Source organism: Rhizobium azibense, from assembly GCF_004342325.1.
GTDB classification, from domain to species: Bacteria; Pseudomonadota; Alphaproteobacteria; order Rhizobiales; family Rhizobiaceae; genus Rhizobium; species Rhizobium etli_B.
In genome coordinates, this window is the sequence record NZ_SMBJ01000005.1 from 284,739 (window position 1) to 307,161 (window position 22,423).

Genomic DNA, 22,423 nt, shown 5'->3' on the forward strand with positions numbered 1-22,423 from the left:
ACTCAATGATCTAAGTCTTTCCCACTACATCATATCCCAGAACAACGAGCGGCTGCAACAAATGCATTGGAAATCTATATCATGCTGGCGCGGGTTCGCCGCAACGGTCTGTTTGCGAGTGGTTGGGCGATCCCGTTTACGGTTATAACCATGCGCATGAGTTCCGCCAGATTGCGAGCTCCCATCTTGGCCATCACGTTGGCGCGATGGACTTCTACCGTCCGTGAACTGATGCCCAGATTGAACGCGATCATCTTGTTCTGCAGGCCATCGAGCACGCCAGACAGGACCTCGTGTTCGCGCTCAGTGAGCTGGCAAAGCCGAGACTCGACATTTTCAGTGCCGGCCGTTGCGCAGGACATCCGCTTCACAGCCGTTGCTCGGTTGATGGCCGCGATCAGCACGTCGTCTCTGAAGGGCATATCTATGCAGTCCGTCGCCCCCGCCTTCATTGCTTGAACAGCCGTTGCGACGTCACCGTGGCCAGTGATGACGATTGCTGGAATATCCGAACTGAAACGTCGCAGGCGCTCCAGCAAGCCTATGAGGTCCACGTGCGGCATGCGGAGGTCCACGACAACGCAGGCTCTTTCGGAGATGGAAACAACATCCAAAAACGCCTTTGCTGATTCATGCGCGCGCACGGCAAATCCTGCTGACACCAGCAAGAACGTCAAGGATCTTCTGGACGGCTCCTCGTCATCGACGAGATGGACTGTTAGGTCGTTGGCCATCAGTTGGGGTCTCCATCATCGGAAGCGAGAACGAGAAGATCGAACCCTTGGCCCGTGCCATTCATTCAGAGGGACGGCAGGCCGATGGTCGTGAAGTCACAGATGAGCCGCCTCCTGCTTCTAGACGCACGGGTCCTTACCTGATAGCAAGCGGCATCTTCACATCAGTTTGGCCTCCGCCCCCTTTTTCAGCAGACATGCACCGAGCCTTCTGCTCCAATCGTCCGAACAATGGCGCCTTTTCCGACTATGACGTACCGTTACGATCTTTGGACGGATGATCGGTGTAGCATCGTGTAATATCTGTTGGAGATGGGCTTTTCGAGGTGAGCAGACCGCTCTTTCATCATCGTGAACCTCGCGGGATGTTCAGGTCGGGGAGGAACGCGTGGCCTTGGGCCGCTTGCAGCTGGGGTTTGACTTACTCGGCGATCACCGAGAGCAGTGCGCCGCCACAGCTTGCCGCAAAGTAGGACGTGGATGCCTGCCGACCTTGCGGGGATCGAGCGCAGGAAGCGCAGGGCACAGCGCGTTCTGGCGCTGCGCAAGCGCGGATCGAGCCGCCACGCGAAGGCCCGCCGCGTTGCAGCCTTGCAGGCCCGTTCTGGCCGCATCCGGCAGATTGGCGGCACAAGGCCAGTCTTGATATCGCCCGTCGCTTCAAAACGGTCGTGCTGGAAATCCTCGCTACGGCCAAGATGTCGCGCAGCGCCAGGGGAACCATAGACGCGCCCGGAAGCGAACGTCTGCCAGAAGGCGGGGCTCAACCGGGTGATCCTCGAACAGGGCTGGCACGGCTTTGAAACCGTGTTGGCCTACAAACTCGAAGAACGGGGCGGATACCTGTGCAGGATCGATCCCGCCACACCTGGCAGACCTGTTCGGCCTGCCGAGCCGTGGACAGGGAAAGTCGCGAAAGCCAAACGTCTTTCCACTGTTGCCAATGCGGCTTGCGCGCCCATGCCGACCAAAATGGCGCAATCAACATCCTGCGTCGGAACATGGCGTCTGTGATCGTGAAAGAAGGGCAGCGGTTCTCCGTTGAAGCGACATCTTTCGGCAAAGCTTCGCGCGCCTCGGAAATCCGCCGCCTTCAAGCGAGGGAAGATGTAAACTATCTCGATTTCCATTGATCCGGCTCAATGCCGCCGCTTTGCGGTTGGGCTAAGTTATAGGCAAAGGGTGCATGATCTTTCGAGGAGTAGGTAAGATGAGAAATCCTGCCCTGGCTGTTGGAATTGTGTCCGCTGCGGCGATGATGACCTCGCTGGAGCCTGTCAGCGCTCAACAGACTCGTCAGGAATATCGAAGGATGAATTGGGCTGAAAACCTGCCGGAAGCGGTCAGGACATTTCAAAACAGGCGATTCACAATCGTCAGCTATCGCACCGCCAACGAAACCGGACACCACCCGTCGCCTGGCAGTGCACAGCAGGTGGAGGCAATCCGAGCTGCAGCCCGGTCAAACCAGTGGCTCGTTGGTCAGTTGAGGGCCAAGAGGCTGACGCCCAACGACATCGAGTGGGTAACACGGGCCCGCAGTGGCAATATGGTTTTCTACGTAGAATGAGCGATCGCTAGTATCCAAGGAGAGATTTCCGCGGGACAGGCGAAAGGCGGTTGGGACATCGTCCTGCCAAGCGCGGCTGTTATTTTTGCTGCAGCCTTACTTGGCCCATGCGCCGGTCCAAGCGAAGGACTGGAGGTCCTGGGTTGTGGGACGAAATGAGCTACGCTCACGCCCGGACTGTCGCTCATGCATCGTCGCGATGAGGTATCCGGTGATGTGGCAATCAGTCGTCAGAGCTCCATTCGAGCAAGATATAGAGCTCGCCGTGATCGACGAGGAAGGCGTTCATGCGTTGGTCTTCCCGTGCCAGCGCATCCCCCACGCCTGGGTAAACGCCATGACCGGCGAAATTCTTGACGTTCATCCGACCCATTGGCGCGCGTGGCTTGTCCAACAATTCTATAATGTCAGCGTGCATTGACGCGAACTGACGCGGCGGCGCGGTCAGCCTGACGTCGGCAATGAGATCGGTGCCGCGATCGGATACGAGAGCGCCAATCGCCGGGCTTGCGATTGTCTTCACTGCCGTTGCCGACAATGCTTGGCGGCATGTTTGGGTTGTCGACGCACTGGAGCGTTCGAAAGCAAGGCCGCCCGAAAGAAGAGAGATTGATCAGGGAATATGAGTAGCTCTGCCGGAGATAGAGCAAGAGGTTTTGACCTATCGTAATCGTGGTAAGCCTTGGGGCTCGGCCTTCAGTCTTTATTGCAACAAGCAGTGAATGAATTCAATCTGCTTTGACGCCCTCCAGCTTGCCGTTTGCCATCATCTCCGCAGTATTTTGGGATGCCGTTGATCCTTCTGGCGGCCAAGCCCAGGCTCGCAGCAATTCGTAGAAAACGCTGAGTACGATCGGCCCAAGGAACAGACCCAGCAGACCATGTGACAGGGTGCCGCCTATCACGCCAATCAGGATCACCGGCATCGGGGTCGTAAGACCTCGCGCCATCAAGATTGGTTTCAAGACGTTGTCCACGACCATGATGGGAAGCGTCACGATGGTAAAGGCGAACGCGATGGAAGTCGGCCAGGAGATCCACGCCCAAACGATTGCAGGAAGCAGTATGAGTGCGGGGCCGAGCTGTATTAAGCAGAGGACAAAGACGAGAAAGGTCAATGCCCCGCGTGCAGGGATGCCGAAGAAGGCAAAGCATAATCCGCAGAGGAGCGTCTGCAGAAGGGCCACACCGATGACACCCCGCGAAACATTTCGAACCGTAGTGCCCGCTAAACGCGCAAAGCCAACGCCCTTGTCGCCGGCAATCCTGCTTGCTAGCACCTTGATCGCTGCAGCCATTCGATCCGACATGGTGAGAAAGATTCCCGAGAGAATGATCGAGGCGACGAAACTCAATACGCCACCACCGATGGATGCAAGCTTTGCGACAATGACGCCGGTAACCTCGCGAATCGGCGCTTGAAACTTCATGATGGTCGAACCCAAATTGCTGGCGACCTGGTTCCAGGCAGCTTGAATGCGCTCCCCGACGACGGGCCAGTCGCGGATGGTTTCGGGCAAGGGTGGTAATGCGAAGTTGTCTGCCTTCAGCTTGCTGACAAGCGCCTGGATCGCATCGGCGAAGCTGGTGAGGACAAGCGCCAATGGCGCGATGATGAGAACGAGGCAGGCCACAACCACGACCGTGGCGGCAATGACCGGCCGGCTTCCGAGTAGTCGAGAAAGTGCTTCGAACATCGGAAAGAGCGCCACCGCAAGGATTGCCGACCATACGACGATCAGCGCGAAGGGTGCGATGAGAACCATGGTCCAATAGGCAAAAATTCCAATGATGCCCAACCTGACAAGGTCGCTTACTCTTGCTTCAATCGAAATCTGGCCCAAGTCGGTTTGCGGTGTCGTATTGCTTGCCTGCTCCATTGTCGCATCCCGTCTTCCGCATTCCGATCGAGCCTTTTAGGATGTCACATCGGGCACGACGTGACGGATACTACGATCCTCGACGAAGCCTGAAGGCCGCTTCTGGCGCTTTCCGAGATCCGGCGCATCGAACTTCAGTCGTTCATAGGGGATGGATTGCAGTATGTGCGAAATGCAGTTGATCCTGGCGCGATCCTTGTCGTCGGAAGGTACGATCCACCAAGGCGCGTGGTTGCTGTCGGTCATCCGCAGCATCTCGTCATAGGCGCGTGTATAATCCCACCAGCGCTGATAGGATTCGACATCCATCGGGCTGAGCTTCCACTGTCTCAGCGGATCGTCGATCCGGCGCTTGAAGCGACGTTCCTGTTCCTCCTCGCTGACCGTTAGGAAATATTTGAGCAGGATGACACCGCTTTCGACGATTGCAGCTTCGAAGCGAGGCGCGAGTTCAAGAAAGCGCTGCGCCTTCTTCTCGCTAGCGAATCCCATCACGCGGTCAACGCCGGCCCGGTTGTACCAGCTACGGTCGAAGATCACGATCTCGCCCGCCGCAGGCAGGTGCGCTATGTAGCGCTGCATGTAGATCTGCGACTTTTCGCGATCGTTGGGAGCGGGCAAGGCAACGACACGAAACACCCGTGGGCTGACCTTCTCTGTTATCCTCTTGATCATGCCGCCCTTGCCGGCGGCGTCACGCCCTTCGAAGATGATGACGATTCGGGCGCCCGATTTCTTCACCCATGCCTGCAGATGCGCCAACTCTACCTGCCGCCGCCTGAGTTCCTTATCGTAGTCCCATGTCTTTTTCTTCTTTTTGTCCTTGCCATTGTGGCGTGCTTCTCGATCAACAGGTCCAGGCTCGTAGTTCTCGTCCATGGCTCTACCTCCTTCGCGCTCTAACGTTCGTTGCTTGCTGATGCATTGCCTGCCTGACCGAACCTGCCAGTCAGCGCCCTCAGGGCTTCTTCTCTGCCATTGAAAAGGTTGTCAGGGCCGATCGCCTTGATGACTCCCGCGCGTTCGAGAATGTCGCGGCCTTCCTCGCTAAGGTCGGCGACCGCGAAGATGATATTCCGCGCTTCGAGGATCTTGGCCACGGCGTCCAACGCGGCCGCCCCGGTGCTATCGATATGCGTGATGGCGCTGGCATCCAGCACGAAGCATTTGGTCCCGGCGACGAGCTCCTTGGCAACTGCAGACAGCCGCAGGCGCACATAATCGGCGTTGTAGAACAGGACGCTTCCCTGAATCGCGAAGACCGCTGCTTCCTCGACGGGACGAGCTTCCGGAAAGCGGGCGAGGTCGAAGAAACCGTGCCGGCCGTCGATGCGACCAAGAAGTCCATCGCGCGGAAACATCGTCTTGCGCAAAAGATAGACGAGGGTTGCGGCAACGGCGACGATCACGCCGTTGAGAACGCCGAAGCTGATTGCACCCCACATGGCGATCAGTGAAAAGACGAATTCCATGCGGCTGATCCGCCAGATCTTCCTGAGTTCGTGAACATCGATGAGGCTGATGGCCGCCGATGCCAGGATGGCGGCGAGCGCGGGAATCGGAAGTATGCGCAGGGCGCTCTGGAGGAAAACAAGTGCTGCAACCAGCGTAGCGGCCGAAACCAGCCCTGCAGCTTGCGATACGCCGCCGGTAGCTAGGTTTATGGCGGTTCTCGAATCCGACATGCTGACGGGAAAGGAGCCGAACAGGCCCGGTGCGATATTGGCGGCGCCAAGGCCGATCAGCTCCTGATTTGCATCGACCTCTTCGCCGCTGCGCGACCCAAAGCTTCTTGCGGTCACGATGCCGGCGCCGAAGCTCACCACAAAGATCGCAGTCGACCCAAGCACGATCTTGTCGAGAGGCATCGCTAAAATCGCCGGCAGGGAAAGCGACGGCAGCCCGCTCGGGATGTCGCCGACGACAGCGATGCCATGCCCACTAAAATCGAAGATCGCGGAAAAAACGACCGACACGACGACAACCAGAACGGGACCGGGAATCCTGAATTGGAAGGCGCGCACGAACCACAACAATGCGAACATGAGCAGGCCGAAGAGTAACGACGGCCAGTGGATCGAAGCGCTCTTTCCGAGGATCTCGACGAGCGGCGGGATCAATCCGTCCGACTCGATCTTCACCCCGGTGAAGCGGCCGATCTGCCCGACAAGGATGGATAGCGATACACCCGCGAAGAACCCAACTAGGATGGGACGGGACAAAAAGCTTGCCATGACGCCGACCCTCAGCAGTTTCGCTGCAATGCAGAACACACCTACGCCAAGGGCAAGTGCCGATGCGATGGCAACCGGCTCGAGGTTGGAGGAAGCAGGCTCGGCGGCGATGATGACACCCATCGCAGCCGCAAGCACGGTCATGGTTGCTGCATCAGGTCCGACGATCAGGAGCCGGGAAGGACCGAAGATCGCATAGGCGATCGGAGCAACGATGCTCGCGTAAATGCCGGTTTCGGGCGGTAGACCGGCGATCGCCGGATAGGCGATGGCGCTCGGCAGGCCGACCGCAGCAATCGACAGTCCCGCCGGAATATCGCGGCGGAGCCAGCTGCGTTCAAAACCGGCCAAGCCGCGCAACATCGGAAGACTGCGTAACACCCCGCGGCTCCTCGTTCCTTCGTTATGTTTCTTTGCGCCTCTCCCGGCGTTGCATTCGCGTCGTCGGTGGTCGAAGCGATCGGCGGGTCCGTTTCAGTGCTCCAGGAACACGAAGTTCATCCAACTGCTCATGCGCAGAAGCACCTTGCGGAGAATTGCAACGTGGTGCCAGTGGTGGGTGTAGACCGCGACCTCCGCGACCACGCCGCCTGGCAGTTGGTAACCGTCCGTGCTTTCAAGCAATGCGATACGCGCCAGCGTCTGGCCGGGCGCTATGCGCTCGGGTGATTGCGGATCGATCAACGCGCCGCTCGGCTGTAGCTGGCCCTGGGCCATGACGTCGATGACTTCCTCGACCTTTGCCTTGAAAATCTTGCCAGGTACCGCCTTGAAGGCCACCTCGGCCTCGTCACCGACGCGGACACGCTGCAGGGAGTTCTGGATGAAGGCCGCACCGAGCATCCGATCCTCGCTGTTGATGAAGACCATCACCGGCCGCAGCGGGAGTGGGTTCGCCATCATGCCGGGGCGGAGAAAAACTTGAGTTACATGGCCATCGCTTGGCGCGCGAACGGTCGTCTGGTCGAGCTCATACTCGGCGTTCTTCAATTCGGCCTGCAGCCTTGCAACAGTCGGGTTCGTTCCGTTGATCTTGGACTCATAGGCGAGCCTTGCCTGCACCGCCTGTGCGCGTGCAGTATCGACCGCAGCCTCCGCGGTGAGATAGATGCCGCGCCGGTTCTCGACCTCGAGCTCGGAATACACAGCTCCCCTGCCGCTCGATTTTGAGTTCTCGTTCGATTGCTGGAACTTCTCGAAGGCCTGCAGCGACCGATCCCGCGAGGCTTCCGCACCGGTTACGCTCGAGTTGGCGGCGTCGAGCGCGGCTTTCAACTGGCGGACTGTTTGCTCGGCTTCCGCGAGCGCGGCTTGCTTCTGATCGACGGTGTACTGATAGGGGCGGGGATCGATGCGAAAAAGAACATCCCCCTTCTTCAAGGGTCTATTCGGCGTGACCGGGACCTCAACAACCTGACCACCGACCACCGGGATGACAGGAGCGGACGTGAAATAGATGCGTCCATCGCTCGTGTATGGATGATTGTAGCTCATCAGCAGAAGAAGGGAGGAAATGAGGAAGATTCCGCCGAGGACGGCAGTCGCAAGCGTCCATTGGTTGACGGGAATTTTGAATATCTTGAATATTGTCCAGCAGATCGCCGCGTAGGTAAGTATGAGCAGAAGGTCCATCAGGCGTTCTCCTTCTCCGGTGCTTGCTCCAGCGCTTGCCCCTCAAGTTCTGCTATCCGCATGTGCAGACGGGCAATCTCCTCATTCGCCTCGACCTTTTCAGACAGCTTTCCATCCTGGCGAATGCCCCAGCCGCGGTCTTCGCGGTAGAGCGTTGCCCAGATGAAAAGAAACGGCCAAATGGCATGAAGCGTGAAAAGACTGACCCATCCCGCGACGTGTATCGCGTCCTGATGAGGATGATTTCGCCCCTTGGCTATCAGATGCGGAATGTCGTGGATCGCGATCACCGCGTAAAACAAGGTGATGACGACGAAGATAAGCACGCCCAAAGCAAAGTAGTCGAGAAACACGGCTCCTCCTTTTCGGCTTGGCCCAGCCGAGCCGTTCGGTCGCAAGCGACAGCGCAATAGTAGACCCGCTTTGGCGCAAAGGCCCGTAGCATCGCGTAAACTCTATCGATGCGAGGCAGGTGCATCGCCGCTGAAGGATGAGCCTGAATGGCCAGCGCATAGCCGCAGTGGAACCTGCCCGGAGCGAGAAAAGCCGACCCGCCGTAAGATCGCGTAAGTTACGCCACTGCGCGCAGCAGGCGTTATATGATGTGACATCTGCTTAACGCGTTTCGATGGCGGAGGCGGGCATGACCTCGGGAGAAAGCAACTCGACCCATTTGTCCGTTCTGGAAACGGCCGAGGCTCATTTCCCTGACCAAAAGAGGCTGGTGCAGCAACTTGCTTATGAAAATGAGGAGTTTCACAGCATGTGCGAGGATCTGGCTGCCGCAGCGGAAGCCTTGTTAAATGTGGAACGCCTGCCAGACAGCCTGCGGGAAGCACGGCGCCAAGAATATGCCGCCTTGGTCGACGCCCTTTTAAAGGAAATGGAAGAGGCGCTCGCGCAGTCGAAAATCGTGGTGCTCAGGCGGCCTCCGGCCACCGGACCAAGGTCTTCGTGAGGCATGCATCATGGCAATCGGTTTGATTAGAGGAGATCGATGCGCAATGAAAGCAATTTCCCGCAGGCTGCTCGGCGGACTGTCAGCCCTCGCAATCATGTCGTTGCATCCAGGACCGGTGGCGTACTCCCAGACACCGACGCCCACGCCGAAGCCCGCGCCTGCGCAGACCGTCAACGCCGAAGCCGACCTTCTTTCAGAGGACGAGCTCGAGGTTCTTGTGGCGCGTATAGCGCTTTATCCGGATGAACTTGTCGCCGCGATCTCGGCGGCTTCACTGTTTCCGCTACAGGTCGTGGAGGCATCCCGCTTCCTTGAGGCCAAAAAGAAGGAGACCAATCTCAAGCCAAAGGACGATTGGGACGGCAGCGTGATCTCGCTTCTGAATTATCCCGATGTCGTCAAGATGATGAGCGACGACCTCGACTGGACCCAGTCGCTGGCCGAAGCCCTCACCAATCAGCAGAAGGACGTCCTGATCGCAATCCAGCAGCTTCGCGACGAAGCAGTGGCGAAGGACATCATCGAGACGGACGATAAGCTCACTGTCGTCACGGAAAACGAAAACATCGTCATCCGACCGACTGATCCGCAGAAGGTCTACATCCCGCAATATCCACCCGAAATGCTGTATGAACCCGGCTACGCAGTCGAGCCGATCTCCTATTATCCCGACTCCTACGACAGCTACTACTATCCGGGCGCGGCATTCTTCGCCGCTGCGATCACCGGGATTGCCTGGGGAGCGATCGTCAACTGGGACGACTGGGGCGTATGGGGTGGCGATTGGGACGGCGATATCGACGTCGACTGCAACAACTGCTTCAACGACCGGAACTTCAACGGCAAGGTCAAGTGGAATGACATCGACTGGACGAACGTAGACCGGAGCAAGCTGAGCATCGGAAAGGATCAGATTGGCAATCTCGATCGTTCGGCAATCAAGTCCAGTCTCCAGTCCGACAACCGCAACCAGCTCAAGAACAAGGTCAGCAATCGCCAAGGCAATGTCAGGCCTGGCACCAGGGACATCAGCGCCCGGGCCGATGATATCCGCAAGGGCACGGTCCAGGGCTTGAAGGCAAATCCGGGATCGGCGGGAAATCGCGCCGCCAATAGACCGAGCACGACGCGTCCCGATGCTCGTCCAGGCAGTTCCGGCAATCGCCAGGCGAGCGCGGCCAGCCGTCCGTCAAAACCGGCTAACGTAAAAAAGAAGTCAAACGCACCAAAGATGGCAGCGCGATCCGACAACAGATCACGCCAGCAAAGTGCCCTCGGCAACGTGCAGTCGGGCCGCCGCGAAGCGGTTGCTTCCAAGCGAGGAGGGCAGAGCATGGGAGGAGGGCATCGCGGTGCGCCTCGCGTCGCCAGTCGTCCGCCCCCGAGAATGCACGGTGGTGGTGGCCGCGGCGGCGGCCGTGGTGGCGGTGGCCGCGGCGGCGGCCGGCGGTAAATTCCCAGCTTTTCAGGTTACCGGAGACAAAATCATGAGACTACGGTTGAGATTGATCCCGCTGCTGCTCGGAACCGCGCTCTCGCTGGCTTTCGCCGGCCCATCCGCCACCCAGATGCAGACGAACCTCTCGGAGTTCGCGGCCGGAACTCCGCCGTCGTTCGACGATCCATCGGCAGCTCTCCAGCGATTCAAGGCGGTGCTGAGCAATGATGATCTCGACGGCTTGGCAAATCTCCTTGGGCTGGATGCCGCCAAGCTGCGCTCCAGCAAGGAGGCCATGATAAGCTATGGTCTCATCCGCGAGGGCGCCGCGCGGCAATTGCGCCTTCAGGCCGTGGGAGACCGCCAGATCGTTGAAGTGGGAGAAGTCTTGTGGCCGCTGCCCTTCCCCTTGTCGCAGGACAAGGACGGCAAGTGGGCATTCGATACCGAGGTCGGGCTGCAGGAAATCGTCAACCGTCGCATCGGCGAGAATGAACTCGCAACGATTCAGACAATGCAGGAATATGTCACGGCCCAGCGCGAATATGCGTCCGAGGACCGGGATGGCGATGGCGTTTACGAGTATGCCGAGAAGCTGATCAGCAGTCCCGGCAAGGTGGACGGGCTTTACTGGGACCCGAGCGTGCATGGTGAGGAAAGCCCGGCAAGCGCTCTGATCGAGACCGCCGCCTTCGACAGAGCCAAGCGGGGCGAGGGTTACTACGGGTATCGCTATCGCATCCTGACGAGGCAGGGAGACAATGTTCTCGGCGGCAAGCAAAGCTATATCGTCAACGGCAACATGACTGGCGGCTTTGCGCTGCTCGCCTGGCCGGTCAAATATCGGGTAACCGGCGTGCAGACCTTTATCATCAACAGTGTGAGCGTCATCTACCAACGCGACCTGGGACCGCAGACGGAGGATCGGGCAGCGGCGATCAAGGACTTCAATCCCGACTCCGACTGGACTGTCGTCAGCGACTAGCGCTTTCGACGAAACCGCACGCGAACGAGCACAGCGCGACAATGGCCCCTTGCCATCGTGTCATTGGGTCACTCGATGGGCGGTGCCCACGTCAGGAAGAAGCCGACCTCGCCCGGCATACCACCTGGAAAATTGATGATTGCCGCCTTCAGTCCGTAGCCCTGAGGTTTTGCAACCTCCTCAAAGAGCTCGTACAGTTCCTTCGCCTTTCCCTGGAGCGTCTTTTGCCAGCCCGGAAGGTTATTGTTTATGGCACGGCCGCTATCGGTGCAGAAACTCGAAGGGAAACTGTAGATCATCGCCTCGTACTTTCCGTCGGTGGCCGCCTTCATCACGAGCCGCTTTATGACGGTGCGCTCATTTTCACTGATATGCTTGCGGAAAAAGTCCTCCACAAACTCGGAATGCTTCTTCGCCTCGCGCGCCTTGATCTTGTCGTCGCGCTCCATTTCTTTGAGTTGAAGTTCAAGGGCTCGTTTGCGCAGCTCTTCCGCGCTTAATGGATGGGATGCAGACGTCTCGGTTGATGTCATCGCCATGGCCTCCAAAGTTTGAGAGATGATAGGGCGACTGAAGCCGCTAAGGCAGTAAAATACGCGTCCGTGGAGGTAGCATACGGTATGTTACGTGGAACCACGGCGCCAAATCATCAAACTATATTGACGCAAAAAATAGGTGGACTGAATGGGGGCTCGGACTTGGTCTTGTTTCCAAGGCTCTGATCCGTCGACATTCTTGACGGCGCCGGAGCTTGTGGGCAGTGGGAATTGCTAGTCCCTCCGACCCTTAATCCGCGCTCGAAGGTTCGAGCCACATCAGCCACCATTTTCCCTATTGATGGCGGGCTTTCGGTATAACAAACCCGTTATAACGAACAAACATTTTGTGAGGCGACCGTTTTGCTGCGCGCCGCCTCACCGGCTTAAAGCATGCTATCAGGCCACTCGGACTGCTGTTACCAACGTCTAGGCGTGAGCGTGGGGATGATGAACATCCCAGACTGCCCATAGCGAGATCGCCGCGACGAGCACTCCCATGATGATGGCTGTCCACATCGCGCCTGCGCTTGCCGTAAAACCGAGCGCCCATGGCGAGGCAATCAACCATAGGCCGACGACCAGGTTTGCCCATTCCTCCCATTCGGCGAAAGCCGAAAGCGCCGTAATCGCCAGGGCGCCGAGGATAATGCCGACGATCCATGCGTTCCAGGTCGGCGCGGCTTCGGCCGCAAAGCCGATAACCCATGGCGAGATGAACAAGCATACCGCCAGGACCAGGTTTGCCCAATCCTGTATCTTTCTTCCTTCCATCAGTGTGTTTGGCATAACAACCTCCCAACATGATGCCTATCAAGCATCATTCCTGCGTGCACTGCACGCCTATTCATATAAGTAATTTCTGATATGCGTCATTCAAGTGGCTGCGCCAAGGGGGCACCCGGATCGATGACGATCTTCGTATTCATGGTTTGGGACGGAATACCGGAGTTGTTCGACCCACGGCATTGATTTTGCCGTTTTGTGTAACATGTTCACGGCATTGCCAATTTCAGTCAGGGGAAACCGATGCCGAAATCCGTGTTTGCCTACGCCTGCCTCGCCGCGCTGCTGCTTTCGTCTTGCGGAAACACGGCCTGGGGCCTGAAGCGTGACGGCCAGGAAGCGAGCCGCGCCATGGACGACGCGTCGCATCGCGTGCTGTCCGCTGGTTCGAAAAAGAGGTAGATGTTGGGTCAGGCGAGAGACAGCATGGCCTGCGCCCCTCGCTTTTTCTGTGTTTCAGCCTTGATCTTGCCGCAGCGGTGCTGCTGACGGCGTGATTGCCGGTTCCTTCGGCGAAAAGACGATGAAGGCGAAGAGCAGAGCGCCGGCGAAGATGATCAGTGACGAAACGGCGACGACCGGCTCCATGGCTGCGTTCCCCCGCAGCATCATGAAGAGTGCCGGGACCAACACCGTGAGGCCCGCTGTGTAGACGTAGTACTGGATCAAAGCGATGCGGCGTTCCGCTTTCTTTGGGTTGAGCGCATGGTAACCTCCGAAAATCGCCATGCTGACCCAGCCCAGGAGATTACAGTGCGCATGGGCGCCGATGACGGTATGATCATGGGAAATGGCCATGTTCAAGCCCATGGCAATCCCGATTATGAAAAAGATGACTGCAGTCTTGAAGTAAAGTTCCGATACGCGTGGCATGAGTCCCCCCAATGTTCTTATCCATTAAAAGAATACCACTTCCTTGAGGGTGGGAAAACGCGGAATGTGAAAGTAAATACACATCTCTTGCAGGGAAAGACGCACCGCTCTGTTCGCGGCAGCGGAATTTTGCTTAGCCAGAGGCCTCCCTGATTTCGCCTTCTGTCTGCGAAAGTATGGTTAATTTTTTAACTATCTCGGAGATATGACGGAAATGGAAGCGTGCCGCTGGGCCGAAAGGCGGCAAACTGGAGGAGCCCATGATCTTTAAAATCGTCACTGCCAAATCCGAAGTCGAAACCGACGACACCGGGACTTATCCAGACGGTATCTTCGAACCGAATCGTATCGATTTCAGCGCTCGCCGGAATGACCGCTATCCTTCGTCGCATGAGCGTGATTATGGTCCGGGCCGCAAGGTTGCGGTAGTCCCGCTGGGCCTTGCATGAGCCGTTTCAGGCGGTCTTTTCTGTCAGGGTGCGAAATGGAAACTTGCGGCTGCATTCGCAGCGGATGATGTAGGTTTCCTGGAAGTTCGAGGATTTTTGCTCGAAGAAGCCTTTGGGCAGCTGATCGATACGAAATGCGGGATGCTTGCGCGAAGGCTGGTCGTCCTCCGAGGCCTCGGCGAAGCCGGTATTGCCACATTGCGGGCAGGTCAGCTTTTTCGAAAAACGGTCTCGTGCGGCCATCGGCTTCCTTTCATTTTCACCGCGTAATACAGCTGAAAGGCTGCGCATGAAAGCCAGAAATGCTCTCGTTGCGGCACGAGCCCCATTCAAGGTGCAGGCGCTTCAGCCTGGGGCGGGGGTCTTGTAGAGCCGGTCGTCGCCCGATCAGGACCGGGTGAAATGGTTATGCTGCCGATGATGATGACAACGGCGATCGCTCCGGCGATTCCGAAGGTCCAGATCAGCCAGCTGCGGCGCTCCTCCGCCAGCAGGCGCGTTTCTTCCTCGGCGGGCGATGGCGGAACGGGCTCGCTGCGTTCCTTGGGTTCATCAATCATGAAAACTTCCTCATTTATCAGGAACAGGCGTCTCTCCGGCTTGTTCCGTAGCCGAAGGAGCAAAAGGATGTCCCGTGCAAATAGCAGCGAGCGAGGGCCGGACTATGGCCACCGCGGGCTTATTCGGCAGTTGGATGTTCCAAGCCGTCGAAGCTGGGTTCGGCAAGCTCTGCCGTTGCAGAGACGGAGGCCTGATTGTCCACCGAGACGACGGCTGCCGGAAGCGGCGTGCCGCGCTTGCGTTCGCGGGCGAGTGTGAGCAGGCCCGAGCAGATGATCAATACGATGCCGGCGGTCATCGGAAAATCGATGGTATCATCAAAGATGAGATAGCCGAAGGCGATTGCCCAGATCATCTGGCTGTATTGAGGCGGCGCGACGAGGTTTGCCGGTGCGAAACGGGCCGCTGTCATGAGAAGCACGTTGCCGATCGCCCCAAGAATGCCGTAGCTCGCCATGAACAGCCACTCGCGCGGCGTCGGAACGGCAATATCCGAGAGCATCAGAAGGCCGCTGACGATCAGCGTTCCGAGAAGTCCTGCGCCATAGAGCGAAATGCGCTTTTCGGCGGGCCCCATTGCCCGCAGGATGACGATCGAAATGGCTGCGCTCAAGCCGCCGACTGCAGCCGCCAGATGGCCCGCCGACAATTCGCGAAAGCCGGGCCGCAAAACGATCAGCACGCCGATGAAACCGACGACGACAGCCGTCCAGCGCTGCCAGCGCACGTCCTCCTTAAGAAAGATGACCGAGAGAATGGTCACGAAGGAGGGCAGCAGGAAGAGGAGACAGAAGGCCTCCGCCATCGGCAGCATTGTGAAGGTGATGATCGAAGCGATCGCGCCGATTGCGCCGCACACGAAGCGAAGTGCCCACAGCATTCGGTTTGATGTCTGGACGATATCGAGCCAGGAATCGTCCCGCGATTTGATCATCGGCAAAACGACCAGCCCGAAGATCGAGCCGATGAAGGCCACCTGGTAAGACGGGATGGCACCGTCAAGGATCTTGATCGAGGCATCGCTGAAAGCGAAGACCGCATAGGCAGCGAATGCGACGAGGACACCGCGGAGCGGCGAAAGGGTAGGGAACATGTTCTCGAATCGAACTTGAGGAGCTTGCCTCCCGAATACGAGAAAAACCTTGCGGAGAGCAGATGCGGTTGCGAATAGCTGCCATGCGAATGGTCGCTGCTCTCCGTCTACGTCAATTCGCTACGAAGCTCTGCCCCGTATTCACGGTAGATGCTCAGGCAATCCGTGTAACTTAGCGAACCATGCTCACCGTAAATTATATGCACGTTCGACGCATCGGTTGCCGCTTGTTCGGAGACGAAGAGGATCGCTTCCCCAAGCGACTTGCCGGTGATGGGCAGATCAGTTCCGTCCTCCTGTGTCATTCCCTTGACGATGGCTGCAATCTTGCGATGGCTGAAAACGGCGCGGCGGTCTTCCGGCGTCATCGAAATATCCTCGGTTGAATTCCGGAGCGGCGAAAATCTGCCGCCCCGGTCATCACCAAACGTTTGTGAAGCCAATTTGTGCCGTTGATGCTCGCACGATCCCGCACGAAACCGGAAATTGTAAGCGGCCTGGGCCGGTTTGGACTTTTCCCGGTTACGCAAGGAGCGTATTCAAGTGCCGAACTCCTGCCTGCCCGGTTCCCAGCGGCGATACGCACTTCTCCCCGCAATGCGCAACGGCATATCGATGACAACAGTACAGACGAGTGAAAAAACGGACGAAGCGCCAAGCGCAGGTCAGGCCAAGATCGTCGCGCTGGTCGTTGCCGTATCGTTCTTCATGCAAATCCTCGACGGCACGATCGTCGCGACCTCGCTACCGCAGATGGCGGCGAGCTTCGGCGTGCAGCCGGTCTCGATGAGCATCGGCATTACCGTCTACATGCTGACGATGTCGGCTTTCATCCCGCTTTCCGGCTGGCTTGGGGACCGTTTCGGTGCGCGGCGGGTATTCCTGGCGTCGATTGGAGTCTTCACCGGCGCTTCGCTCCTCTGCGGCCTTTCCGGCAGTCTTGCGGAATTTATCGTCGCGCGTGCCGTCCAGGGCGCCGGAAGTGCGCTGATGACGCCGGTCGGGCGCATCATCGTTCTGAAGAGTGCGCCGAAGTCTGAATTGGTGAATGCGATCGCGCTCATCACCTGGCCGGCGCTGACGGCACCGGTCATCGGCCCGGTGCTTGGCGGCTTTATCACAACCTATGCAAGCTGGCACTGGAACTTCCTGATCAATATTCCGATCGGCCTTCTCGGGATGGCGCTCGTGCTGCGCTTCGTGCCGGAGCAGCGCAAGGAGAACCCAGGCCGTCTCGATGTGGTGGGCGTCATTCTGAGCGGCGCCGGAATGACATTTGCGCTTGCCGCGCTCGAACTTTCCGTGAAGTGGGAAGGCAGCCTGCTTCTGGTCATTGCCATTCTCGCCACCGGAATCGTGCTTTCCGTGATGGCCACCCGACATTTCCTGAAGGTGGAAAATCCGCTGCTCGACCTATCGGCGTTCAAGGTCCAGACCTTTGCGATTTCGACGCTTTCTGCGGGCACGACCTGCCGAGTAGCGATCAACGCCACGCCTTTCTTGCTGCCGCTGTTGTTCCAGCTGGGTTTCGGTTTGAACTCGATTGCGGCGGGCACATACCTGCTGGTTTATTTTCTCGGCAATCTCGGCATGAAAGCAGTGACGACGCCGCTGCTTGCGCAGTTCGGATTCCGCAATGTTCTTACCGTGAATGGGCTGATTGCGGCTTTATGCATCATTGGGTGCGGCTTCTTCACGCCGGATACGCCGCTGGCGGTGATCTATGCAATCCTGCTTGCAGCCGGTCTTTCACGCTCGATGGAATTTACCGCGCTGAACACGCTTGCCTTCGCCGACATCAGCCCGGAGCAGCGAAGCTCCGCCTCGACATTATCCAGTATGCTTCAGCAGGCCTCCATGCTGCTCGGCGTCGCCGTTGCGGCGGCCCTGCTTAACATCTCAACCACGCTTCGCGCGGCGCCAGAGCCTGCACTCACCGATTTTCGCTGGGCGTTTTTGGCGGTTGGCCTCATGGGGATCCTGTCGTCCTTACGTTTTTTCAGTTTGCGTGCAGATGCCGGCGCGGAAGTCTCCAAGCACAAGCGCTTTCAAAAAGAGTGAAGGCAATGGAACCATTCCGGTCCGGATGCGTTCTATTTCGGGTTTGCGCATCTTTCTGCGTTCGCAGTTTCTTTTTTCCGCGGAGTCTCCAGCGGGCAGGGTCATATTGCCGCATGATTTCAAATGCGAACTTCCTTCGATTGAAGGTCTGCAGGGGGGCAGAGGCGTCGCCGCTGTTTACGTGCAATGGCCGATACAATACGACATTCGAAAGCAGACGACCGGGCCGCCGGGCAGTGGCGTTGCTGCTTGGCAAAGACCGGAGGTCCGATGCGTGAATCCGCTGATGATGCGGATCTCGAAATCCGCGTCCTTTATATCGATGACGACGAGACGCTCGCGCTGCGGCTGAAGGAGAACCTCGCCCGCCATGGTTTCGCGGTGGAATGGGCGCAAGACGGCGCGGCCGGATTGAAGCGGATTGCCAAAGGCGGCATCGATGCTGTTGTAATCGACCATCTCCTGCAAAATGAAACCGGACTCGATGTGCTGCCGCAAGTAATGGCACTCCCCGATCATCCGCCGGTGATCTATGCGACTGCTTCCGAAGATACTGGCATTGCCGTTGCTGCGTTGAAGGCGGGCGCCGACGACTATGTTCTCAAGGGCAATTCCCGCGATTATTTCGATCTGCTTGCAGCGACGCTGGAGCAGGGACTGGAACGTGCGCGCTTTCGGCGCGAGACGGCTGAAGCGCAAGAAGTGATCCGCCAGCAGAGGGACCGCGCCGAGATGCTGCTTGCCGAAGTCAATCATCGTATCGCAAATAGCCTCGGCCTTGTCGGTGCGCTGATCCGCATGCAGTCGTCATTGACGACGGACCAGGTGGCGATCGACGCACTGCACGAGACGCAAATGCGCATCAACGCGATCGCGAGTGTCCACCGGCGCCTCTACAACAGCCGCCAGATCGGAACGGTGCAGCTCGACGAATATGTCGAAAACCTATTGAGGGAACTCGAAACTTCCATCCGCGACGACAAGCGACCGCACCGGATCGTTCTGACGGCCCGGCAGATGGATCTGCCGACGGACAAGGTCGTCACGCTTGGCCTCATCGTCAGCGAGCTCGTCACCAACGCTTTCAAATATGCCTATGACGAAGGCGTCGAAGGCGAGATCAGGGTCATCGTCGAGCAGGCGGGCGAGCAGTTGCGTCTCGTCGTCGAGGACGATGGTGCCGGTTTCGACCATTCCAGCCCCGCGAAGGGTACCGGCCTCGGCACGAAGATACTGACCGCGATGGCGGCAAGCCTCAAATCGGAGCTGACCTATGACCCGGACCATCGGGGCACCCGGGCCATCCTGATCTTTTCCACAGACTGACTGGCAAAGGGGGCAGCGGTGGCGAAGATATGCACGCCGGAAGAGGTTTATTCCTTCTGGTTCGAGGAATGCAGCCGCGAGCAGTGGTTCGAAAGGACCTTTTCGCTCGATGAGGAAATTCGAGACCGTTTCGCGGATACGCACCTGGCACTGGCGGGCGGCGTGATGGGCACCTGGCATGCGAGCCCGCAGAACCGGCTCGCCGCGATCGTCGTGCTCGATCAGTTTCCGCGGAATATCTACCGGAACACGCCGCTTGCGTTTGCGACGGACGGATTGGCGCTTCGCGAGGCGAAGCTGGCGCTCGATGCCGGTGCCGACCAGCTCGTCGAAAAAAAATGCAGGGCATTCTTCTATCTGCCTTTCGAGCATGCCGAGGACGTTGCCGAGCAGGAGCGGTCGGTGATGCTGTTTCAGGCTCTTGGCGATGCGGAATATCTCGACTATGCCATTCGCCATCGCGACGTGATCGCTAAGTACGGCCGGTTTCCGCATCGCAACGCGATCATCGGACGAGTTTCGACGACAGCCGAACTGGATTATCTTGCCGGGCCCGGCGCCGGTTTCTAAGCGGCGAAAACAACTTCCGCCTTTCTGTCGCCTTTCTTTGCTATAAGAAGCAGGGCCTCACTAATGAAGAGAATCCTTGCGGGGACATTTTGCGGCTGACAATCATACTGCTCCGGACATTTCTTTGCCTGATGCTTGCAATATCGGCTGCCGGTCTGCCTGGCCGCCTTGCGATTGCGCAGGAGCCGCCGCAACCGCAGGCACAGACGGAGGCGCCGGCTCCCCTTGCAGATGCCGGGCTCGATCAAGCAGTCAAGGATATCGAAAAGGCCAAGGCAAAGCTTGCTTCCCTGCAAGAAGCCGTCAAGCAGAGCGCCGACAATGACGATGCCCTCGTCAGCCTTTCCGCGCAGGTGGATGAACTGGGACGTCACATTCTCACGACCTCCGTCAATCTCCGGCCGCGTTTCGATCAGATCAAGAGCCGTCTCACCGAGCTCGGCGATCCGCCGAAGGAGGGACAGCCGCCGGAAGCGCAGATCGTTACAGAAGAGCGAAACGCGCTGACGGCAGAGCGCGCGCAGATCAATGCCGTGACCGGCGATGCGGAAAGCCTCTCGCTTGCCACCAACAAGCTGATGAACGAAGTGGTTGAAACCCGTCGCCGGCTTTTTGCTGCAACTTTGCTGAGGCGCACCGAGGTTTCGGTGTCTGTGCTGGACGATGCGGCCAAGGCCTTTGTCGAGGAAGTTGGCGAATTCAGGCAGGCACTTTCGAGCTGGCTGAGTTTCGTGTGGAAGTTCAAGCGGTTCGCGATGTTCGCCGCGATCTTCATGTCACTTGCGACCGGCCTGATCATGCTGTCAGGCGGCTACCGGATGTTCGGCCGCTATCTGACGCGGGACGACGGCGTCGAGAATCCTACCTATATCAGCCGGCTCTCGATTGCCTTCTGGTCGACGCTGATCCGCACCTTCGCGCTTGCAGCGGTGCTGGTAACATCATATATTTTCCTTAACGGTTTCAATGTGTTGAGGCCGGATATTGCGCCGGTTGTCGCCGCTCTCTTTGGGGCGATCGGACTGATCTATTTCGTCGGCCGCTTCAGCAATGCCGTCTTCGCCCCCCGGGAGCCGCAGTGGCGCCTCGTGCGCCTTTCCAACCGCGGCGCGCAATCGATCGGCGCCTGTCTGCTGGCGATGGCGATCGTCAATGCGCTCGACTACCTGTTCGGCAGCGTCGGCGAAGCAATGGGTTCACCTCTGGTTCTGACCGTGGTCAGGAGCTTGATTGCGGCGCTGATTATCGGTCTCATACTGATCGCGGCCTCCTTCGGGCGTCCGATGCTGGCCCATGATGGCGATCCCGATGCGCCAGGCCGCCATTGGCCGCGCGGCATGGCGATCATTCTTCGCCTGCTCGGCCTAGGTCTGATCGTGACCGCGCTGACCGGCTATGTCGGCCTTGCCCGCTTCGTTGCCACGCAGTTCATCATCACCGGCGCGATCATCGTGACCACCTATATCGGCCTGCTCTCGGGCAAGGCAATTTCCAAGCAGGAGAGCTTCGGCGACACCTTCATCGGCCGCTTCCTGAAGAGCCGCTTCAATATGGGGCCGGTGGCAATCGATCAGGTCGGCCTTGGCGTGGGACTTGCAATCTATGCCGTTGCTCTCATGACCGGCATTCCGCTGATCCTCTTGCTCTGGGGTTTCCATATCCAGGATCTTCAGCTGATCGCCTACCGTCTTTTCACGGAGGTCCGCCTCGGCGGCATCAGCATTTCGCTGCTCGGCATCTTTACCGGCATTCTGCTTTTCGCCGGTGGCTATTTCTTGACCCGCTGGGTTCAGCGATGGCTCGACAGCAACGTCATGGCCCGAAGCCATGTCGATCTCGGCGTGCGAAACTCCGTCAAGACCGGCATCGGTTACCTCGGCGTCGCCCTTGCAGCCATCATCGGCGTATCGGCGGCAGGTATCGACCTTTCGAACCTGGCACTTGTTGCTTCGGCGCTTTCGGTCGGCATCGGTTTCGGCCTGCAGAACATTGTGTCGAATTTCGTTTCGGGCCTGATCCTGCTTGTGGAACGACCCTTCAAGGTCGGCGACCACGTCGTCTCGGGCACGGCGGAAGGCATCGTGACACGCATTTCCGTTCGTGCGACGGAGATCGAGACTTTCCGCAAGCAGTCGATCATCGTGCCGAACTCCGAACTCATCAATGCGGCGGTCGGCAACTGGACGCACCGCAACAAGGTTGGCCGTTCGGAAATCCCGATTTCCGTCAGCTACGACACCGATCCGCAGAAGGTCATGGATATCCTCCTGGAGCTGGTCAACGAGGCGCCATTCGTGCTGCGCAATCCGGAGCCGCATGTCGAGTTCCTGCGTTTCGGTGCCTATTCGCTGGACTTCGAGCTGCGCTTCATGCTGGCGGATATGGGTGAGGGCATGAACGTCAGGAACAACCTGCGTATAGCCATCCTTAAGCGCTTCAAGGAAGAAGGGATCGAAATCCCGCTGCCGCAGAGCGATGTCATTTTTCACCGCGACCACGTGCCTGCGCCGATGCTGGAACCTTCCTCTACAGCCGCAGATGAAGAGTCTGTCGACGATACCGGCATGACGGATGGCGGAGCGGTGCGGCAACTGCGCAGCAAAGCGGCCGATGGCAATCGCAAAGGCTAAGGATTTTATTCAGGGATCGTTCAGAGCCTGTCGCTTATAGAGGCCAGGGCAATCGGAATTTCGCTGCCGGGGGGCAGCGCCGAGAAGCTCCTGGGGAGGGCGCA

Annotated in this window: 26 protein-coding genes; 12 read left to right on the top strand and 14 right to left on the bottom strand. The window is 58.4% G+C overall.

Going from position 1 to position 22,423, the window contains the following annotated elements:
• Positions 1-74 precede the first annotated feature (74 nt).
• Positions 75-734 (bottom strand): response regulator transcription factor, encoded by a 660-nt coding sequence (locus tag EV130_RS14595; RefSeq protein WP_074061662.1) that lies wholly within the window; start codon positions 732-734, stop codon positions 75-77.
• A 771-nt stretch (positions 735-1,505) separates the two neighbouring features.
• Between EV130_RS14595 and EV130_RS33350 the strand changes: the two genes are divergently transcribed.
• The 3 genes from EV130_RS33350 to EV130_RS14605 all read left to right on the top strand — a co-directional run bounded on the left by EV130_RS33350 (position 1,506) and on the right by EV130_RS14605 (position 2,304).
• The gene (locus EV130_RS33350) at positions 1,506-1,748 is read left to right on the top strand and encodes a hypothetical protein (RefSeq protein ID WP_237358482.1); all 243 of its coding nucleotides are present in this window, start codon (positions 1,506-1,508) and stop codon (positions 1,746-1,748) included.
• A complete protein-coding gene (locus EV130_RS34225; protein ID WP_425375571.1) occupies positions 1,631-1,867 on the top strand; it encodes a hypothetical protein in 237 nt (78 codons plus the stop codon). The genes EV130_RS33350 and EV130_RS34225 overlap by 118 nt, the downstream gene beginning before the upstream one ends.
• Positions 1,868-1,944: 77 nt before the next feature.
• Positions 1,945-2,304: a hypothetical protein gene (locus EV130_RS14605; RefSeq protein ID WP_207900882.1), complete on the top strand. Its 360-nt coding sequence runs from the start codon at positions 1,945-1,947 to the stop codon at positions 2,302-2,304.
• A 223-nt stretch (positions 2,305-2,527) separates the two neighbouring features.
• Here EV130_RS14605 and EV130_RS34000 read toward each other — a convergent pair whose 3' ends face one another.
• The 6 genes from EV130_RS34000 to EV130_RS14635 form a co-directional block, all read right to left on the bottom strand.
• Positions 2,528-2,827, bottom strand: a complete 300-nt coding sequence (locus EV130_RS34000) for a hypothetical protein (RefSeq protein ID WP_074061660.1) — start codon at positions 2,825-2,827, stop codon at positions 2,528-2,530.
• 205 nt (positions 2,828-3,032) lie between these two features.
• Positions 3,033-4,184: an AI-2E family transporter gene (locus EV130_RS14615; protein ID WP_132660650.1), complete on the bottom strand. Its 1,152-nt coding sequence runs from the start codon at positions 4,182-4,184 to the stop codon at positions 3,033-3,035.
• Between the two features lie 36 nt (positions 4,185-4,220).
• Positions 4,221-5,063, bottom strand: coding sequence for a polyphosphate kinase 2 (ppk2, locus tag EV130_RS14620; RefSeq protein ID WP_074061658.1), 843 nt, complete (start codon positions 5,061-5,063; stop codon positions 4,221-4,223).
• Positions 5,064-5,083: 20 nt separating this feature from the next.
• Positions 5,084-6,781 carry a SulP family inorganic anion transporter gene (locus EV130_RS14625; RefSeq protein ID WP_425375572.1) on the bottom strand — a complete coding sequence of 566 codons (1,698 nt, stop codon included), beginning with the start codon at positions 6,779-6,781 and terminating at the stop codon, positions 5,084-5,086.
• A gap of 111 nt (positions 6,782-6,892) precedes the next feature.
• Positions 6,893-8,050, bottom strand: a complete 1,158-nt coding sequence (locus EV130_RS14630) for an HlyD family secretion protein (protein WP_074061656.1) — start codon at positions 8,048-8,050, stop codon at positions 6,893-6,895.
• The gene (locus EV130_RS14635; RefSeq protein ID WP_074061655.1) at positions 8,050-8,403 is read right to left on the bottom strand and encodes a DUF3302 domain-containing protein; all 354 of its coding nucleotides are present in this window, start codon (positions 8,401-8,403) and stop codon (positions 8,050-8,052) included. Before EV130_RS14635 ends, EV130_RS14630 begins: the two co-directional genes overlap by 1 nt.
• A gap of 290 nt (positions 8,404-8,693) precedes the next feature.
• Between EV130_RS14635 and EV130_RS14640 the strand changes: the two genes are divergently transcribed.
• Genes EV130_RS14640 through EV130_RS14650 form a run of 3 tightly spaced genes read left to right on the top strand, consistent with a single transcriptional unit; the run spans position 8,694 to position 11,434 of the window.
• The gene (locus tag EV130_RS14640; protein ID WP_074061654.1) at positions 8,694-9,008 is read left to right on the top strand and encodes a hypothetical protein; all 315 of its coding nucleotides are present in this window, start codon (positions 8,694-8,696) and stop codon (positions 9,006-9,008) included.
• A 46-nt stretch (positions 9,009-9,054) separates the two neighbouring features.
• Entirely contained in the window at positions 9,055-10,464 is a 1,410-nt protein-coding gene (locus tag EV130_RS14645; protein ID WP_132660654.1) for a DUF3300 domain-containing protein, read from the top strand.
• A gap of 34 nt (positions 10,465-10,498) precedes the next feature.
• On the top strand, positions 10,499-11,434 hold the full coding sequence (locus EV130_RS14650; protein ID WP_074063214.1) for a DUF2950 family protein: 936 nt from the start codon (positions 10,499-10,501) through the stop codon (positions 11,432-11,434).
• 68 nt (positions 11,435-11,502) lie between these two features.
• Here EV130_RS14650 and EV130_RS14655 read toward each other — a convergent pair whose 3' ends face one another.
• Together EV130_RS14655 and EV130_RS14660 are read right to left on the bottom strand one after the other, a co-directional pair.
• Positions 11,503-11,967, bottom strand: coding sequence for a hypothetical protein (locus tag EV130_RS14655; protein WP_196776332.1), 465 nt, complete (start codon positions 11,965-11,967; stop codon positions 11,503-11,505).
• 432 nt (positions 11,968-12,399) lie between these two features.
• Positions 12,400-12,759 (bottom strand): SPW repeat protein, encoded by a 360-nt coding sequence (locus tag EV130_RS14660; RefSeq protein WP_074061651.1) that lies wholly within the window; start codon positions 12,757-12,759, stop codon positions 12,400-12,402.
• A gap of 240 nt (positions 12,760-12,999) precedes the next feature.
• On the opposite strand from EV130_RS14660, the gene EV130_RS14665 reads away from it, so the two are divergent.
• Positions 13,000-13,158 (top strand): entericidin, encoded by a 159-nt coding sequence (locus tag EV130_RS14665; RefSeq protein WP_074061650.1) that lies wholly within the window; start codon positions 13,000-13,002, stop codon positions 13,156-13,158.
• Between the two features lie 54 nt (positions 13,159-13,212).
• Here EV130_RS14665 and EV130_RS14670 read toward each other — a convergent pair whose 3' ends face one another.
• The gene (locus tag EV130_RS14670; RefSeq protein WP_132660656.1) at positions 13,213-13,629 is read right to left on the bottom strand and encodes a heme-copper oxidase family protein; all 417 of its coding nucleotides are present in this window, start codon (positions 13,627-13,629) and stop codon (positions 13,213-13,215) included.
• 260 nt (positions 13,630-13,889) lie between these two features.
• On the opposite strand from EV130_RS14670, the gene EV130_RS14675 reads away from it, so the two are divergent.
• Positions 13,890-14,078 carry a hypothetical protein gene (locus EV130_RS14675; RefSeq protein WP_074061648.1) on the top strand — a complete coding sequence of 63 codons (189 nt, stop codon included), beginning with the start codon at positions 13,890-13,892 and terminating at the stop codon, positions 14,076-14,078.
• A gap of 6 nt (positions 14,079-14,084) precedes the next feature.
• On the opposite strand, the gene EV130_RS14680 is transcribed toward EV130_RS14675, so the two are convergent.
• The 4 genes from EV130_RS14680 to EV130_RS14695 form a co-directional block, all read right to left on the bottom strand.
• A complete protein-coding gene (locus EV130_RS14680) occupies positions 14,085-14,321 on the bottom strand; it encodes a hypothetical protein (protein WP_074061647.1) in 237 nt (78 codons plus the stop codon).
• Between the two features lie 86 nt (positions 14,322-14,407).
• The gene (locus EV130_RS14685) at positions 14,408-14,638 is read right to left on the bottom strand and encodes a hypothetical protein (protein ID WP_074061646.1); all 231 of its coding nucleotides are present in this window, start codon (positions 14,636-14,638) and stop codon (positions 14,408-14,410) included.
• 119 nt (positions 14,639-14,757) lie between these two features.
• On the bottom strand, positions 14,758-15,732 hold the full coding sequence (locus EV130_RS14690; RefSeq protein WP_074061645.1) for a DMT family transporter: 975 nt from the start codon (positions 15,730-15,732) through the stop codon (positions 14,758-14,760).
• Positions 15,733-15,839: 107 nt separating this feature from the next.
• Positions 15,840-16,100 (bottom strand): hypothetical protein, encoded by a 261-nt coding sequence (locus EV130_RS14695; RefSeq protein ID WP_022714920.1) that lies wholly within the window; start codon positions 16,098-16,100, stop codon positions 15,840-15,842.
• 247 nt (positions 16,101-16,347) lie between these two features.
• Between EV130_RS14695 and EV130_RS14700 the strand changes: the two genes are divergently transcribed.
• The 4 genes from EV130_RS14700 (at position 16,348) to EV130_RS14715 (ending at position 22,319) form a co-directional block, all read left to right on the top strand.
• Complete coding sequence (locus EV130_RS14700; RefSeq protein WP_132660658.1) at positions 16,348-17,793, top strand: MFS transporter; 1,446 nt, start codon at positions 16,348-16,350, stop codon at positions 17,791-17,793.
• Positions 17,794-18,063: 270 nt separating this feature from the next.
• Positions 18,064-19,119: a sensor histidine kinase gene (locus tag EV130_RS14705; RefSeq protein WP_074061644.1), complete on the top strand. Its 1,056-nt coding sequence runs from the start codon at positions 18,064-18,066 to the stop codon at positions 19,117-19,119.
• Between the two features lie 18 nt (positions 19,120-19,137).
• Positions 19,138-19,689 (top strand): DUF924 family protein, encoded by a 552-nt coding sequence (locus tag EV130_RS14710; protein WP_074061643.1) that lies wholly within the window; start codon positions 19,138-19,140, stop codon positions 19,687-19,689.
• Between the two features lie 89 nt (positions 19,690-19,778).
• The gene (locus EV130_RS14715; RefSeq protein ID WP_074061642.1) at positions 19,779-22,319 is read left to right on the top strand and encodes a mechanosensitive ion channel family protein; all 2,541 of its coding nucleotides are present in this window, start codon (positions 19,779-19,781) and stop codon (positions 22,317-22,319) included.
• Positions 22,320-22,423: the final 104 nt, after the last annotated feature.